Here is a 16,070-nt window from a genome sequence, read left to right on the forward strand (position 1 = left end):
TGGCCCAGATTGAGTTTGGCAGTCCTGGAGGGCTAGATCGCATGAAGACTTCATTCGCCGATTCGGTCATCGTTTCGATAGTCGTCAGCGCGGTTGGGTTGGCGGTGACGCTATTGATCGTGGTTTTCGAGCTATCACTGATTTGGTCGCCCCTGATTCTGGTTGCATCAATCGGCGCGTTCTTGATACTTGACAAGATCAGCAAGAGACCTTGAAGCCCATCGTCCGAGATCGACGTGGCTTGCAATAGGCCGCGGCGCGGACTGATGGCCTCCTGAAGAAATCCGGTCGATGCCAACGAAAACGGGCGCCCGAAGGCGCCCGTTCTCTTGTCGCTCATCGCCCGAAGGCGAGCGATCAGTAGCGGTAATGATCCGGCTTGTACGGGCCGTCCACCGACACGCCCAGGTACTTGGCCTGGTCGTCGGTCAACGTGGTCAGCTTCACGCCGATCTTTTCCAGGTGCAGGCGCGCGACTTCTTCGTCGAGCTTCTTCGGCAGGATGTAGACCTTGGCCTCGTAGCTGTCCTTGTTCGCCCACAGGTCGATCTGGGCGAGGGTCTGGTTCGAGAACGAATTCGACATCACGAAGCTCGGGTGGCCGGTGGCGCAGCCCAGGTTGACCAGGCGGCCTTCGGCCAGCAGGAAGATCGAGTTGCCGCCGGCGAAGGTGTACTTGTCGACCTGCGGCTTGATGTTGAGGTGCTTGGCGCCGGAAGCGACCAGCGCGTCGACCTGGATCTCGTTGTCGAAGTGGCCGATGTTGCAGACGATCGCCTGGTCCTTCATGCCCTGCATGTGGGCCAGGGTCAGCACGTCCTTGTTGCCGGTGGTGGTGACGTAGATGTCGCCGCGGCCGAGAGTGCTCTCCACCGTGTTGACTTCGAAGCCTTCCATCGCCGCCTGCAGGGCGTTGATCGGGTCGATTTCGGTGACCACGACGCGGGCGCCGTACGCGCGCAGCGAGTGGGCCGAACCCTTGCCGACGTCGCCGTAACCGCACACGACCGCGACCTTGCCGGCCAGCATCACGTCCATCGCGCGCTTAAGGCCGTCGGCCAGCGACTCGCGGCAGCCGTACAGATTGTCGAACTTCGACTTGGTGACCGAGTCGTTGACGTTGATCGCCGGCACCAGCAGGCTGCCGGCTTCGGCCAGCTGATACAGGCGATGCACGCCGGTGGTGGTCTCTTCCGACACGCCCTTCCAGTCGCGCACGACGGTGTGCCAGAAGCCCGGACGCTCGGCGTGCACGCGCTTGAGCAGGTTCTTGATCACCTGTTCTTCGTGGTTGCCCGACGGGGTGTTGACCCAGCCGTCGCCGTTCTCGAGTTCATAGCCCTTGTGGATCAGCAGGGTGACGTCGCCGCCGTCGTCGACGACGAGCTGCGGGCCGAGGTGTTTGTCGGTGCCGTTGCCCGGGAAGGTCAGCGCTTCCAAGGTGCAGTCCCAATACTCTTCCAGCGACTCGCCCTTCCAGGCGAACACCGGGGTGCCGCTGGCGGCGATCGCGGCGGCGGCGTGGTCCTGGGTCGAGAAGATGTTGCACGAGGCCCAGCGCACGTCGGCGCCGAGGTCGCGCAGGGTCTCGATCAACACCGCGGTCTGGATGGTCATGTGCAGCGAGCCGGTCACGCGCACGCCCTTGAGCGATTGGGCGACGGCGTACTTCTTGCGGATCGACATCAGGCCCGGCATTTCGTGCTCGGCGATGTCGATTTCCTTGCGGCCCCAGTCGGCCAGGGTGATGTCGGCGACCTTGTAATCGCCTTCGGTCGAGAAGGTCTTGAGTGCTGCGTTCATTGGATGTCGCTCCAGTTCTTTGGGGAGCCGGCGGATGCCGGGGTCCGGCGAGTCGTTGGACTCAAACCGGGCGCCGTTGGGACCTGCGCCTCGCCGAGCCTGGCCGTGGCGTTCACGGTCGCAGCGCCCCTCGGCGGGCTGAGCGCGGAGTATATCGCGGCGCCGATGACAGCCGCACGGTACGCCGTCGCGTCGCGCGGGGCCGGCCTATGTCGGCCTGAACCGGCGTTCATCGCGCGCGCCGGACCGCGCCGGCACGGCCATCGGCCCGAATGGCATAAGCCGCCCGCGGCGCGTGCGGGCTAAGCTCGGGCGGGGGAGCGCCGGGCCGGCCCCGTTGGCGTCAGCGCCGGTCCCGCGACTCCGACGTTCATTTCCCTGAGGACCGCATTCGATGACATCCCTCGCGACGACCCGTCACGCGACCCGCCGCACGCCGCAACGCAGCCACCGCCTGCTCGTGCTGGGCCTGCTGCTGGCCCTGGGCCTGACCCCGCCGGCCATGGCCGCGCAAAAAGCCAGGAACGCCGCGCCGGCCGCGGCCAAGCCGCTCGCCGACGGCTACCAGCTGCCGCCCAAGGCCCTGCAGGCCATCGTCGATGCGCCGCGCCCGCCGCAGATGTTCCTGAGCCCGCGCCGCGACCGGGTGGCGCTGGTGCAGACGCCGTCGCTTCCGGGCATTGCCGTGGTCGCGCAACCGGAATTGAAACTCGCCGGCCTGCGCATCCATCCGCGGGTCCGCGCGCAGAGCCGCTTCAGCTTCGGCAGCCAGTTGAGCCTGCTCGACACCGGCACCGGCACCGGCAAGCGCATCGATATTCAAGGCCTGCCGTCGCCGTTGTCGCTGGCGACCTTGCAGTGGTCGCCCGACCAGCGCTGGATCGCGTTCAACCGCATCGACACGGCCAGCGCGGCCAACGAGCTGTGGTTGATCGAACTGGAGACGCGCCACGCGCGCAAGCTGGTGTCCGGCCTCAACACGGTCGGCGCCGGTTACCAGTGGATGCCCGACAGCCGCCGTCTGCTGGTGCAGTTGCAGCCCGAAGGGCAGGGCGAGGCGCCGCCGAGCGACGCCACCCCGACCGGTCCGGCCGCGCAGGAAACCCAGGCCAGCGCCACCGTGCGCCAGATCCGCACTTACCAGGACCTGCTGCGCAACGAGAACGACGCGCGCCTGTTCGAGTACTACCTGCGCTCGCAACTGGCCACGGTCGATCTGACCGGCCAAGTGAGCAAGGCCGGATTGCCGGCGTTGTACGTCGAGGTCGAGCCGTCGCCGGACGGCCGCCATCTGTTGGCGACGACGCTGGAGCGTCCGTTCTCGTATCAGGTGCCGGCGTCGCGATTCGCGCATCGCATCGATGTGCTGACGCCCGACGGCAAGTTCGAACACGAAGTCGCGCGGCTGCCCTTGGTCGAAGGCCTGCCGACCGGCAACGACGCGGTGCCGACCGGCGTGCGCGACATCGCCTGGCGCAGCGACGTGCCGGCGACCCTGGTCTGGGCCGAAGCGCAGGACGGCGGCGATCCGGCCCGCGCGGCCGAGATCCGCGACGCGGTGTTGATGCAGGCGGCGCCGTTCGACAAGCCGCCGCAGACTTTGGCGCGCCTGTCCTCGCGCTTCGAGGGCGCGCGCTGGGGCCGCGACGATCTGGCCCTGATCGACGAGTCGTGGTGGAAGACGCGTCAGGTCCGGCAATGGCGCATCGCGCCCGATCACGGCGATCGCGCGCCTGAGCTGATCTTCGAGGGCAGCAGCGAAGATCGCTACAACGATCCGGGTGAACCGCTGATGCAGCGCGACGCCAACGGCCGCGAGCGCCTGCTGACCTCCACCGACGGCGCCAGCCTGTACTACAGCGGCGAAGGCGCCTCGGCCGAAGGTGACCGTCCGTTCCTCGACCGCTTCGATCTGGCCGACAAGAAGCGCACGCGTGTGTTCCATTCGCAGGCGCCGCATTACGAAAAACCGCTCGCCTTGCTCGATGCCGACGCCAAGCGTCTGCTGACCACGCGCGAATCGCCGACCGAGCCGAGCAATCTGACCCTGCGCGACCTGTCCACGGCCGACGCCGCGCCGCAGGCGCTCACCCATTTCCCGCACCCGACCCCGCAACTCAAGGACATCAAGAAAGAACAGATCCGTTACAAGCGGGCCGACGGCGTCGAGCTGACCGCGAGCCTGTATCTGCCGGCCGGTTATGACGCCAAGCGCGACGGGCCGCTGCCGATGCTGATGTACGCGTACCCGGCCGAATTCAAATCCGCCAGCGCGGCCAGCCAGGTCAACGACTCGCCGTACCGCTTCAACGCGGTGAGCTATTGGGGCCCGCTGCCGTATCTGGCGATGGGTTATGCGGTGCTCGACAACCCGTCGATGCCGATCGTCGGCGAAGGCGATCACGAGCCCAACGACAGCTACATCCAGCAGCTCACCGCCAGCGCGCAGGCCGCGGTCGACGAAGTGGTACGGCGCGGCGTCGCCGATCGTAACCGTATCGCGATCAGCGGCCATTCTTACGGCGCGTTCATGACCGCGAACCTGCTCGCTCACACCCGCTTGTTCAAGGCCGGCATCGCCCGCAGCGGCGCCTACAACCGCACCCTGACCCCGTTCGGTTTCCAGGCCGAGGAGCGCAACTACTGGCAGGCGCAGTCCACCTACGAGGCCATGTCGCCGTTCAATTTCGCCGACAAGATCAAGGACCCGCTGCTGCTGATCCACGGCGAGCAGGACAACAACTCCGGCACCTTCCCGATCCAGAGCGAACGCATGTACGCCGCGATCAAGGGCCTGGGCGGCCACGCCCGGCTGGTGATGCTGCCGAACGAAAGCCACGCCTACCGCGCGCGCGAATCGATCCTGCAGATGATGGCCGAGACCAATCGGTGGTTGGAGTTGTATGTGAAGAATGCGAAGCCGGAGGCGAAGTCCGCCGAATCCGTTGGCCACGGCGAGAAGGTTCGGGCCGGCAAATAAGCACGCCGGTCGCGAAGCAATGAAGCAGGGCGCCGTGGCGCCCTGCTTTTTTCGATGGTTATCGATTTCCCGCGAGGATCCGCCGCGAGTTGCGCATAATTGCGCCATTACCGGGGGGAATCCAATGCGACTTGTTTGTCTGAGTGCCGGCCTGCTGTGGGCCGCGTCGGTGTGGGCGGCCAAGCCGGTCCCGCAACTGCCGGCCCAATTGGCCGCGACGCATGGCTATGTTTACGTCAACTATCCCAAGGGCTCCGGCACACGGCCCGGCGTCGCCGTGAGGACGAGCGTGAAGTCGACCGCGGCTGGAGCGCGCGAGGAGTTGCTCGATGAGCGCAGCGACAAGGGTAAGAACGCTTACGGCCGCTGGCTCGCTCCGGGCCAGTACCGCATCGCCCGTTGGGACCGGTACGAGTGGGGCGAATACACCGCCTTCGAGGTCCAGGCCGGCCGCGTGACCGATCTGGGCAGTCTGGTGCCGATCAATATCGGCGGCTATGAAGTGGTGGTGCTGCCGCTGCGGCCGGCCGAGAACGCGCATGACATCGACGTGGCGCTGACCGAGTTCAAGCCCTATCTGACCTCGACAGAACCGCTGCGCTGGCAGCCGCAGACCCCGCCCAAGCCATTCGAGCTGGTCATGCCTGGTACGGGTCAGGGCCTGGTCGTCAACTTGATGATGGCCTACGACCGCAAGGTCAACAAACCTTCGGTGATCGGCAAGCTCAAGGCGGCGCAGAGCAATGAGGAATTCCTGCGCCTGGTGCGTTCAGTGACACCGCCATTGGCGGACGAAGCCGCGCTGGGCGAGGATTCGACGCTGTATTTCGGCGCCGACCTGGGCCAGATCCGGGTGCGCCACGCCGACGGCCAATGGGGCGGTGTCGGCATCGATACGCTGCGCAAGATTTCCGCGGTCGAACGCATGGATGAAAGTCTGTTGGCCGGTTCGGAAGACGGTGTACTGCGCCGCAGCGACGATCAGGGCGTTACCTGGTCGGTGCTCAAAACCTTCGGTAGCGATGAGGCGGTGATCGATATCGATCGGCAGTCGTCGCACTGGCTGGTTACCACCGGGCGGCAGGTGCCTTTTTTGCCGGGATGGCCGCCTGCGTTCAATCGGATCACGGTGTATGTCGCGCGCCGAGACGATCTGGCGGATTTGAGCGTTGCCGGCGAATTTCCGATCGATCTCAAGAAAGGTATCTATTGGCCCGGCCCGATGCCGCAGTCGTGGGGCGGTTCTTACTACCTGGGACTGGTCAACGAAATGCGCAGGTTGGATCTGCAATCGATGCAATGGAGGACGATCAGTGCGCCCCGTGTCTTCCACGCGTTCCGGATCGACGCGAAAACCGGCACGATCGCCATGCTGTCGGGAGGCGGCGCCTACACGAAGATCTTCGTTTCCAGCGACCTCGGCGAGCACTGGAAACAAGTAGGCCGCCCACCGTATACGGTTACCGACGTGCAGTTCGATACCGCCGACAGTGGCTACGCGAGCCGTTGGAACATGAATGCCTTTAGCGGTGTATGGGAGTTGTACGGCTTCGATCCAAAGATCGACGACTGGCACAAAGTCTCCGAGGCGCCGTTCAACTGCACGCCTCGGCGCGTGTCGCCGCAGTTCCCGCTGTTGTGCGTTGCCAGCGACGGTAGCGTGCTCAGTCAGCAGGGTGCGCAATGGGTGGTCGAAGCTTCGGCGCAGTGATTGCCGCTTCGCCGATAGGGTTGCATCGGTGAGGGCGACCACCTCATCACAGGCAAAAAGCCGTCTTCAAGAGCGTGCAAAGCTGACGTCGAAATACGTCGGCTATCGCGATCAGTCACTGGGGCGCAAGCGCCCTGGTGTTACTTTCGACGCGTGCGCTTGGGCGATGCAGGATGCGGCCTAAGGCAATTCTGTCGAATTAGCTTTTACTGTGCGCTCGCCCACGCAATCCCTGGTGGATGGCCGCGACGACTCCCGCCGCGGCGCCGCCGACGATCAACAGCCAGCCGATCGGTATCAGTCCGAACGGTTCGTGCAGCATCCCTTGCGCATCGATCGTCGAACCGATCAGGTTGAAGGCAAACAGGCAGGCGCCGCCCAGAGCGATCAGGGCGAGCGACAAAATAGTCAGTGGATTGATTTTGCTCATGGTCTCTCGGTATCGGCTCGAGTATTGCGGTCGGACGCAGAGTGATCGGCGCATGTGGGCTGGCGATGAAGCGGATGTGAGGCGGAGTCACGCGCTGGCAGCTCGTCGACGCGGATCAAGTGCGCGACCGCGTTCGCAGGTACGCGGTCCGCCGGTCGCACCTGTCGTGGCCGCGATGCTATAAACGCCGCCGACAACCAACGGAGTGGACCATGTCGCATGCAGTGCCCTTGAGACTTCTGACCCTCGCCGCGATCGTCGCCGCCGTATGCGCGTGCGAACGCGGCGACGGCGCATCGGCTTCGGCCGATTCCGACGATACCGCTGGCGCCGCGTCGGCTCCGGCCGAGGTGGCAAAAACCGCGACCAACGCGCCAACGCCAACCGCCAACACCGCACCACTGACCGCCGGCGATCGCGAGTTCCCGGTCATCCCGACCATCGTCGTGCCCGACATCCTCGGCGTGACGCCGGCGCAGCGTGCGCTGGAAAGCTCGATGCAGGAGCTGATCAATCCGATCGAGGGCGTCACGATCAAGCCGGCCCGCTGCGGCGACGACGGCGCGCTGGTCAACGACGCGGGCCTCACCCATCTCGACGCCCAGGGCAATCTGGCCCGCAACGACGGCAAGGGCACTTTTAATGTCAGCGCCGACGGCAGCGGTTCGGCCAATTACCAAGGCGGGTTGATCACGGTCAACGCCGACGGTTCGGGTTCGATCAACACCGGCGGCGGTGGGGACGACGATGAGGACGAAGGCAAGGCCACCATCAGCGTCAATGCCGACGGCTCGGGCAGCTACAACGGGCGTGGCGACACCATCCACCTGGACGGCAAGGGCGGCGGCAGCTGGAACGGCGAGATGGGCCTGATCACCTACAACGGCGACGGCTCGGGCAGTTGGAACGGGCCGCAGGGCCTGATCACCATCAACGCCGACGGCTCGGGCACCTGGAACGGGCCCGATGGGCTGGTGCGCAACGACGGCAAGGGCCGCGGCACGGTCGGCACGCCGCCGCGCGAAATGGCGATGGCGCCGATTCCGAAGCTCGCGCCGGCCGGGCGTTTCCCGCTGTTGAACAAGTTCGTGGTGCCGGGCGCGCCGTGCGGCGTGTTGATTACGCTCAACGACAAGGTGCTGTTCGATTTCGACAAGTCCGACATCCGCCCGGACGCGGCCGAAGTGCTCGACACGCTGGCCGAAGCACTGGCCAAGATCGAGGCCAAGGGCATGCAGATCCGCGGCCATACAGACGCCAAGGGCAGCGACGACTACAACCTGTCCTTGTCCGATCGCCGCGCGCAATCGGTGGTGGCGGCGTTGCGGCAACGCGGCGCGGCGAAGGACGCCGACGCGCGCGGGTTCGGCGAGTCGCAGCCGGTCGCGCCGAACGAGGTCGACGGCCACGACAATCCATCCGGCCGCCAACTCAATCGCCGGGTCGAGATCTACGTCAAGACCTGAGCGCTTGGCCGCGCCGACGGATGCCGGCGATGCGACGAAAAAAAACGGAGCGCCGAGGCGCTCCGTTTTTCGTTGTCGCAATGTCGAGCGCGTTCGCGGGCGACTTACTTCTTCAGCCCGGCGTCCTTGCGCAGATCGTCGGCCTTGTCGGTCTTTTCCCACGAGAACGCGGTGGCGGTGTGCTTCTTGCCGGCGCCGTCGACGTAGGTCACTTCCTTCGGCTTGCGGCCGAAGTGGCCGTAGGCCGCGGTCAGCTGGTACACCGGGTGGATCAGGTCGAGCATCTTGACGATGCCGTACGGGCGCAGGTCGAAGTGCTTGCGGATCAGCTTCTCGATCTTGTCGTCGCTGATCTTGCCGGTGCCGAAGGTGGTGACCGAGATCGAGGTCGGCTCGGCCACGCCGATCGCGTAGGAGACCTGCACTTCGCAGCGGTCGGCCAGGCCGGCGGCGACGATGTTCTTGGCCACGTAGCGCGCGGCGTAAGCGGCCGAACGGTCGACCTTGGACGGGTCCTTGCCGGAGAACGCGCCGCCGCCGTGACGGGCCATGCCGCCGTAGCTGTCGACGATGATCTTGCGGCCGGTCAGGCCGCAGTCGCCGACCGGGCCGCCGATCACGAAGATGCCGGTCGGGTTGATGTGGACCTTGTTCTTCGGCAGCTTTTCCAGCCACGCCTTCGGCAGCACCGGCTTGAGGATGTGCTCGTACACGCCTTCGATCAGGTCTTTCTGCTTGATGCCCGGGTCGTGCTGGGTCGACAGCACCACCGCGTCCAGGCCCAGCACCTTGTGCTCGTTGTCGTAGCGCAGGGTGACCTGCGACTTGGCGTCCGGACGCAGCCACGGCAGCTTGGAATTCTTCTGCTTGCGGATCTTGGCCTGCTGCTCGACCAGACGGTGCGAGTAGTAGATCGGCGCCGGCATGTATTCCGGGGCTTCGTTGCAGGCGTAGCCGAACATCAGGCCCTGGTCGCCCGCGCCTTGTTCTTCCGGCTTCTTGCGGTCGACGCCGGCGGCGATGTCGGGCGACTGCTTGCCGAGCATGTTGATGATCGCGCAGGTGTGGCCGTCGAAGCCGACATTCGAATTGTTGTAGCCGATGTCGTTGATGACCTTGCGCGCCAGGCTCTCGATATCGACCCAGGCGCTGGTGGTCACTTCGCCGGCGACGATCGCCGCGCCGGTCTTGACCAGGGTTTCGCAGGCCACGCGCGCGCGCTTGTCCTGAGCGAGGATGGCGTCCAGCACCGCATCGGAAATCTGGTCGGCGATCTTGTCCGGATGACCTTCGGACACGGACTCGGAAGTGAACAGGTAGCTCGACATCGGGCGGATATCCTTCGATTCGGATAAAAAGATGGCCGCATAGGATACAGCCTCGGCCGCGAGCGCGCATTGTGCCGTGCCCCGGGGTTGTCCGGGCGTTAAGCGGCCCCTGAACGTCTGTCGTCAGCCCGGTCTTTGGGCGGGCGCGGGCCCGCGGCGAGCGTGGGACCCTGTCCGGGCATGCCAGGACGGCGCGGATTTCATGTCGTTCGGGCACGCGAAGCACAGTCGTGGAGCCGCCCAGGAAGGCGCTGTCATGCGACTGACCCGAAACCGCCATGTGGCTGTCGCCGCGCCGGCCCAGGCTGCGCGGCATACCGCCGCCCTCAGATGCGACGATTCCCGATGCTGCAATTCGAACGCCGACTGGAAGAACGTTTTCCGCAATGGTTCCGCGGCCGCCGCGCCGCGCTGGCCCGGCCGTTGATCCGGACCATCGGGCGCTGGTCGAAATTCGACCACATCGACCAGTTCCTGGCCGAAACCAGCCACCTGCGCGATTTCGATTTCGTCAGCGCGTCGCTGGACTTCGTCCAGGCGCGCTACCTGCTCGATGCGGCCGAACTGCAGCGGATTCCGCGCAGCGGTCGGTTGCTGATCGTGGCCAACCATCCCTCCGGCGCGGTCGACGCGCTGGCCCTGCTCGACGCGGTCGGGCGGGTGCGGCGCGACGTCAAGATCATCGCCAACGACCTGCTGCTGGCCCTGGACGGGCTGAGCGGGCTGCTGCTGCCGATCCGCATCCTCGGCGGCCGGCCGAGCGCGGAGAGCCTGCACGCGATCGAGGCGGCGTTGAACGAGGAGCAATGCGTGATCGTGTTCCCGGCCGGCGAAGTCGCCCGCCTGGGCCTGCGCGGAGTCACCGACGGGCGCTGGCAGCGCGGCTTCCTGCGCTTCGCCCGCCGCACCAACGCGCCGGTGCTGCCGGTGCGGATCGAGGCGCGCAATTCGGCGCTGTTCTACGGCGCCTCGGCGCTGTTCAAGCCGGCCGGCACTGCCTTGCTGGCGCGCGAGATGTTCGCCCGCCGCGCGCGCCGCATCGCCTTGCGTATCGGCCGCCCGCTGCATCTGCCGGCCGACGGCAACCCGAACCAGTTGCTGCGCGAGGTGCGACGCGAACTGCACGCGATCGGCACCGCGCGCGAACGCGCCGCGCCGATCGGGCCGGAGACCTTGATCGACCCGGTCGATCCGGCCCTGGTGCGCGCGGGCGTGGACGCGCTGGAATCGCTGGGCCAGACCCTCGACGGCAAGCAGATCCGGGTCGGCACCTTGCGTCCGGGCTCGCCGCTGCTGCGCGAAATCGGCCGCCTGCGCGAGCTGACCTTCCGCGCGGTCGGCGAGGGCACCGGCCAGCGCCTGGACGTGGACATCTACGACAGCTGGTACGAACACATCGTGCTGTGGGACGAGGCCGAGGCGAAGATCGCCGGCGCCTACCGCATCGCGCGCGGCAGCCGGGTGCTGGCCGAACGCGGCCTGGCCGGTTTGTACACCGCGTCCCTGTTCCGTTACGCCGACGACGCGGTGCCGCGCCTGGCCCAGGGCATGGAACTGGGCCGCAGCTTCGTCGCGCCCGAGTACTGGAACAGCCGCAGCATCGATTACCTGTGGCAGGGCATCGGCGCCTATCTGATGCGCCATCCGGGCGTGCGTTACCTGTTCGGACCGGTGTCGATCAGCGCCGCGCTGCCGCCGGACGCGCGCGAGCAAATCGTTGCTTATTACGCGCGCTACTACGGCCAGCTGGAATCCGAAGCGTTCTCCAAGCAGCCGTTCGTGTATCGCCAGGCGCCGCCGCAGTTCGACGAACTCGATGCGGCGACCGCGTTCCGCGTGCTCAAGAACAACCTCGACGCGCTCGGCACCAGCGTGCCGATGCTCTACAAGCAGTACACCGACCTGTGCGAACCCGGCGGCGCGCGCTTCCTCGCGTTCGGCGTCGATCCGGCGTTCAGCGATTCGGTCGATGGCCTGATCGAAGTCGACCTGCAGCGCCTGCGCCCGAAGAAGCGCGAACGCTACCTCGGCGCATCGCCGTCGCGCGCCGAGGCGGGCGCGGCGAACCAAGCGGACGCCGCCCCCGACACCTGACCCCGTCGCCAGCGAGAACGTGTCATGAGCCCAGCATCGATCACGCCCTTGCCGATACGCCGCCGCGCCGTATTCGTGTCCGATGTGCATCTCGGGGCCAAGCACTGCCATGCGGCGGAACTGGCCGATTTTCTGGGTAATCTGCGCTGCGATCGGCTGTACCTGGTCGGCGACATCGTCGACCTGTGGTGGATGTCGCAGCGGCGCGCGACCTGGGGCGCGGCGCAGTACCGGGTGGTCGAGGCGCTGCATGCGCTGGCGCGCGCCGGTACCGAACTGATCTACGTGCCCGGCAATCACGACCGTTCGGTGCGCCGCTTCTGCGGCCTGGCGCTGCCGCGCATGCAGGTGCGCCGGCGCGCGATCCACCTGACCGCCGACGGCCGCCGCCTGCTGGTCACGCACGGCGACGACTACGACAGCGTGACCCAATTCGGCGGCATGCAGGAGAAATTCGGCGACTGGCTGTACGAGCGCATCCTCACCGGCAATCAGCTCACCAACCGGGTGCGGCGCCGCTTCGGCTTGCGCTACTGGTCGCTGGCGGATTTCCTCAAGCGCCGCAGCGGCGCGGCCGAGCGCTACATCTCGCGTTTCGTCCAGGCCGGCCTGAACGACGCGCGCCAGCGCGGGCTGGACGGCATCGTCTGCGGGCATATCCATCGCGCGGCGTTGTTCGAGCGCGACGGCTGCATCTACGCCAACGACGGCGACTGGGTCGAGAGCCTGACCGCGCTGGCCGAGGACCCCGACGGCACGTTGCGCTTGCTGGCGCATACCGGCGAGACCTTGGCGATGCTGCCGGCGCGGGCGATGCGATTGGCGGTACACGAAGAGTTGCCGCACGCCGCTTGAGGCGGGCCGGGCCGCCCTCATCCGCCCTGTCGGGCACCTTCTCCCGCAAGCGGGAGAAGGGAGCGGCGAGGTTTCTGACACTTTCTCCCGCTTACGGATTTGCCCCCTTCTTCCGTTTAAGGCGGCAGGGAACAGAGCTGCTTCTAACTCCCTCTCCCGCTTGCGGGAGAGGGCTGGGGTGAGGGCGCTTGGTCATTCGTCGCAATCACCCTCCAGTCATAGCCCGCCGCAATGCCGCCCGCGCCAACAACCGCGTCGAATCCAACGTAGGCAACGCCGAATTCGCATCGTCGATGATCAGCGGAATCTCGGTGCACCCCAGCACCACCGCGTCGCAGCCCTGCGCCTTGAGCCCCTCGATGACCTGCTGGAAATACGCCACCGTCGACGGCTTGAACACCCCGTACACCAGCTCGTCCATGATCAACCGGCCGATCGCCGCGCGCTGCTGCGCATCGGGCCGCACGAACTCCAGCCCCAGCGCGCCGAGCTTGTCGGGATAGACCTCGCTTTCGACCAGCCACTGCGTCCCGGTCAGGCCGATCCGGCGGAAGCCGCGTTCGGCCGCGCTGCGCGCGACCACTTCGGCGATGTGCAGCCACGGCAGCGGCGAACGCGGCAGCACGTAGTCCATCGCCTGATGGATGGTGTTGTCGGGACAGATCAGGAACTGAGCGCCGGCCTTGGCGAGCTTGTGCGCCGAGGACAGCATCAACTCGCCGACGCCGTCGATATCGCCGCGATCCAGGCACACCACGTAGTCGGCCAGCGAATGGGTATGCAGCGCGATCTGTGGATGCGCATGTGGGCCGAGCAGGGCCGCGCCTTCGCTGCAGATCGTGCGATAGCACAGCGCGGCGCCTTCGGCCGAACAGGCGACGATGCCGATGGACGCGGGGTGGGGCATGGACAACTCCCGAGCGAACGTGTTGGGTATCGCTATTGTGCCGAAGCCGCTGTAGGAGCGGCGCGAGCCGCGACCGCGACATCGTGCCAACGACGTAAGCCGGATGCCGCGGTCGCGGCTCGCGCCGCTCCTGCAGGGAGCTGCCAGCTTCCGACAATCAGCTTGGGAAAACGAAAAACAAACGCCCGCGTTGTGCTGTATCGGTAGCATTCGCGGATGGATTCACTGACCCAGATCGTGCTCGGCGCCGCGCTGAGCGCCGCCATCGCCCCTGCCAAACACCGCCGCGCGGCGTTGCTCGCCGGCGCGGCCCTGGGCACCTTGCCCGACCTCGACGTCATCCCGGTTAACCTGCTCACCGACGATCCGGTCGCGCGCATGACCTGGCATCGCAGCCTCAGCCATTCGCTGCTGGTGCTGCCGTTCGTGGCCTGGGCGATCTGGGGCTGGTGCCGCGCGCGCGGCGGCCGCGTGGCCGCCTCGCCGAAGCGCTGGTTCTGGGCGATGCAGGCGGCGCTGCTCACCCATCCGCTGCTCGACGCGTTCACCGTCTACGGCACCCAGTTGTTGTGGCCGCTGCCGATGAAACCGGTGATGTGGTCGAGCGTGTTCATCATCGATCCGCTGTACACGATCTGGCTGCTGATCGCCTGCGCGATCGCCTGGTTATGGCACGAACGCCGACTGGCGCAGCCGGCCTTGCTGGTCGGGCTGGGCCTGAGTTCGCTGTACCTCGGCGGTTCGCTGTGGGCCAAGCACCGAGTCGAACAGGACGCCGCGCCGGCGCTGGCCAAGCTCGGCCTGGAAAACGCGCCGCGCTTCTCGGTGCCGACGCCGTTCAACACGTTGCTGTGGCGGGTGGTGGCGATGACGCCCGACGGTTTCGTCGAGGGCGAGCGCTCGCTGGCCGCCGATCGCGGGCCGATGCAGTTCCGGCACTACCGTTCCGACATTCCCGCCTTCACCCAGGTCAACGGCTATCCGGCGGTGCATCGCCTGCAGTGGTTCAACCACGGCTTCATGAAGGCCGAACAGCAGGACGGCCGCCTGCTGCTGAGCGACCTGCGCATGGGCGCCGAACCCGATTACACCTTCCGTTTCGCCGTGGCCGAGCGCGACGGCGAGAACTGGCGCGAGATCGAACCCGAACAGCTGAAGTGGTCGGCGGACGCGAAGCAGGCGTTGTCGGCGATGTGGGCGCGGATCTGGAACGAGCCGGCGATCGTCGCCGATGCCGATGCGGACGTGCGTTCGCTGCAAGGGGCGACGGCGATGCGGGCTCGGGTCCATAGCGACACGCTGAAGTAATCGCCGCACCGCCATGCACCGGATCCGGTCGCTTCGGGCGGAAGCGACAACCGCTCAGGCCGCCGCCGAAAGCTCCGGCGCCACGCCGGCGATCAGCGCATCGAAGTAATCGCGCGTTAGCCGCAACTGCAACTCCGCCGAATCGGCGCGGTTGACCACCGCGCGGAATGCGGTGTTCTCCGGGCGATCCTTCGCGTACCAGCCCAGATGCTTGCGTGCGATGCGCACCCCGGCGACTTCGCCGTAGAACGCGTGCAGGTGTTCGAGATGGCCGAGCAGAATGTCGCGCACCTCGCGCAGCGACGGCGGCGGCAGTTCCTCGCCGTGTTCGAGGAAATAGGCGATCTCGCGGAAGATCCACGGCCGGCCCTGCGCGGCGCGGCCGACCATGACCGCGTCGCAGCCGGTCTGCGCGAGCACGAACGCGGCCTTGCGCGGCGAATCGATATCGCCGTTGGCGATCACCGGGATCGACAACTCGGCCTTGATCGCGGCGATGGTGTCGTATTCGGCATGGCCGGTGTATTGCTGGTCGCGGGTGCGGCCATGCACCGCGAGCGAGGCGATGCCGGCGTACTGGGCGATGCGCGCGATGTTCGGCGCATTGCGCTGGTCGTGGTCCCAGCCGGTGCGGATCTTGAGCGTGACCGGCACGTCGACCGCCTTGACCACCGCCTCGACGATGCGCGCGACCAGGCTTTCGTCGCGCATCAGCGCCGAACCGGCCCAGGCGTTGCAGACCTTCTTGGCCGGGCAGCCCATGTTGATGTCGATCAGCTGGGCGCCGTGGTCGACGTTGTAGCGCGCCGCCTCGGCCATGATCTGCGGCACGGTGCCGGCGATCTGCACGCTGATCGGGTCGGGCTCGCCGTCGTGGTCCATGCGGTGGCGCGACTTGGCGGTGTTCCAAAAACGCGGGTCGCTGGTGGTCATCTCCGACACGCACAGGCCCGCGCCCAGGCGCTTGGCCAGCACGCGGAACGGTTTGTCGGTGACCCCGGCCATGGGCGCGAGGATCACGCGCGGGGCGATGGAGTGGGGGCCGATGCGCATGGCGGCATTGTAAGCCACGCGGCGCAAGGTGCCCGGCAAATGGGGCACGGGACGCACGAGTCGGCCGTCGGGTTCGCGACCGCGGGTTCTCGAGGCGGCGGATTCGATGCGGCGCAATCAGGCGGGCTTGGCGAA

The 16,070-nt window shown here is 66.7% G+C and carries 12 protein-coding genes and 1 riboswitch; of the genes, 7 read left to right on the plus strand and 5 right to left on the minus strand.

Annotation, left to right across the window (positions count from 1 at the left end; translation table 11 throughout):
- Nucleotides 1–41 precede the first annotated feature (41 nt).
- On the plus strand, nt 42–215 hold the full coding sequence (locus AC3A4T_RS12685; protein WP_487675714.1) for a hypothetical protein: 174 nt from the start codon (nt 42–44) through the stop codon (nt 213–215).
- A gap of 142 nt (nt 216–357) precedes the next feature.
- Here AC3A4T_RS12685 and ahcY read toward each other — a convergent pair whose 3' ends face one another.
- A complete protein-coding gene (ahcY, locus tag AC3A4T_RS12690) occupies nt 358–1,803 on the minus strand; it encodes an adenosylhomocysteinase (protein WP_487675715.1) in 1,446 nt (481 codons plus the stop codon).
- Nucleotides 1,804–1,864: 61 nt separating this feature from the next.
- A riboswitch (S-adenosyl-L-homocysteine riboswitch) is annotated at nt 1,865–1,941 on the minus strand.
- Nucleotides 1,942–2,272: 331 nt separating this feature from the next.
- Between ahcY and AC3A4T_RS12695 the strand changes: the two genes are divergently transcribed.
- Together AC3A4T_RS12695 and AC3A4T_RS12700 are read left to right on the plus strand one after the other, a co-directional pair.
- Nucleotides 2,273–4,783 (plus strand): alpha/beta hydrolase family protein, encoded by a 2,511-nt coding sequence (locus AC3A4T_RS12695; protein ID WP_487675954.1) that lies wholly within the window; start codon nt 2,273–2,275, stop codon nt 4,781–4,783.
- Nucleotides 4,784–4,802: 19 nt separating this feature from the next.
- Nucleotides 4,803–6,494, plus strand: coding sequence for a hypothetical protein (locus tag AC3A4T_RS12700; RefSeq protein WP_487675716.1), 1,692 nt, complete (start codon nt 4,803–4,805; stop codon nt 6,492–6,494).
- A gap of 199 nt (nt 6,495–6,693) precedes the next feature.
- On the opposite strand, the gene AC3A4T_RS12705 is transcribed toward AC3A4T_RS12700, so the two are convergent.
- Nucleotides 6,694–6,924: a DUF3955 domain-containing protein gene (locus AC3A4T_RS12705; RefSeq protein WP_487675717.1), complete on the minus strand. Its 231-nt coding sequence runs from the start codon at nt 6,922–6,924 to the stop codon at nt 6,694–6,696.
- 212 nt (nt 6,925–7,136) lie between these two features.
- Between AC3A4T_RS12705 and AC3A4T_RS12710 the strand changes: the two genes are divergently transcribed.
- Complete coding sequence (locus AC3A4T_RS12710; RefSeq protein WP_487675718.1) at nt 7,137–8,390, plus strand: OmpA family protein; 1,254 nt, start codon at nt 7,137–7,139, stop codon at nt 8,388–8,390.
- Between the two features lie 104 nt (nt 8,391–8,494).
- Here the strand turns inward: AC3A4T_RS12710 and metK are convergent, their stop codons facing one another.
- A complete protein-coding gene (gene metK, locus AC3A4T_RS12715; RefSeq protein WP_487675719.1) occupies nt 8,495–9,718 on the minus strand; it encodes a methionine adenosyltransferase in 1,224 nt (407 codons plus the stop codon).
- A gap of 345 nt (nt 9,719–10,063) precedes the next feature.
- Here metK and olsF point away from each other — a divergent pair, with 345 nt between their 5' ends.
- Nucleotides 10,064–11,812 (plus strand): bifunctional ornithine lipid synthase OlsF, encoded by a 1,749-nt coding sequence (gene olsF / locus AC3A4T_RS12720; protein WP_487675720.1) that lies wholly within the window; start codon nt 10,064–10,066, stop codon nt 11,810–11,812.
- Between the two features lie 24 nt (nt 11,813–11,836).
- On the plus strand, nt 11,837–12,667 hold the full coding sequence (locus AC3A4T_RS12725; protein ID WP_487675721.1) for a UDP-2,3-diacylglucosamine diphosphatase: 831 nt from the start codon (nt 11,837–11,839) through the stop codon (nt 12,665–12,667).
- Between the two features lie 205 nt (nt 12,668–12,872).
- Here AC3A4T_RS12725 and AC3A4T_RS12730 read toward each other — a convergent pair whose 3' ends face one another.
- The gene (locus AC3A4T_RS12730) at nt 12,873–13,574 is read right to left on the minus strand and encodes an aspartate/glutamate racemase family protein (RefSeq protein ID WP_487675722.1); all 702 of its coding nucleotides are present in this window, start codon (nt 13,572–13,574) and stop codon (nt 12,873–12,875) included.
- A gap of 216 nt (nt 13,575–13,790) precedes the next feature.
- Between AC3A4T_RS12730 and AC3A4T_RS12735 the strand changes: the two genes are divergently transcribed.
- On the plus strand, nt 13,791–14,882 hold the full coding sequence (locus tag AC3A4T_RS12735; RefSeq protein WP_487675723.1) for a metal-dependent hydrolase: 1,092 nt from the start codon (nt 13,791–13,793) through the stop codon (nt 14,880–14,882).
- Between the two features lie 54 nt (nt 14,883–14,936).
- Here AC3A4T_RS12735 and dusB read toward each other — a convergent pair whose 3' ends face one another.
- Nucleotides 14,937–15,935 carry a tRNA dihydrouridine synthase DusB gene (dusB, locus tag AC3A4T_RS12740; RefSeq protein ID WP_487675724.1) on the minus strand — a complete coding sequence of 333 codons (999 nt, stop codon included), beginning with the start codon at nt 15,933–15,935 and terminating at the stop codon, nt 14,937–14,939.
- Nucleotides 15,936–16,070: the final 135 nt, after the last annotated feature.

The organism is Lysobacter sp. Soil_N_51, assembly GCF_057655755.1.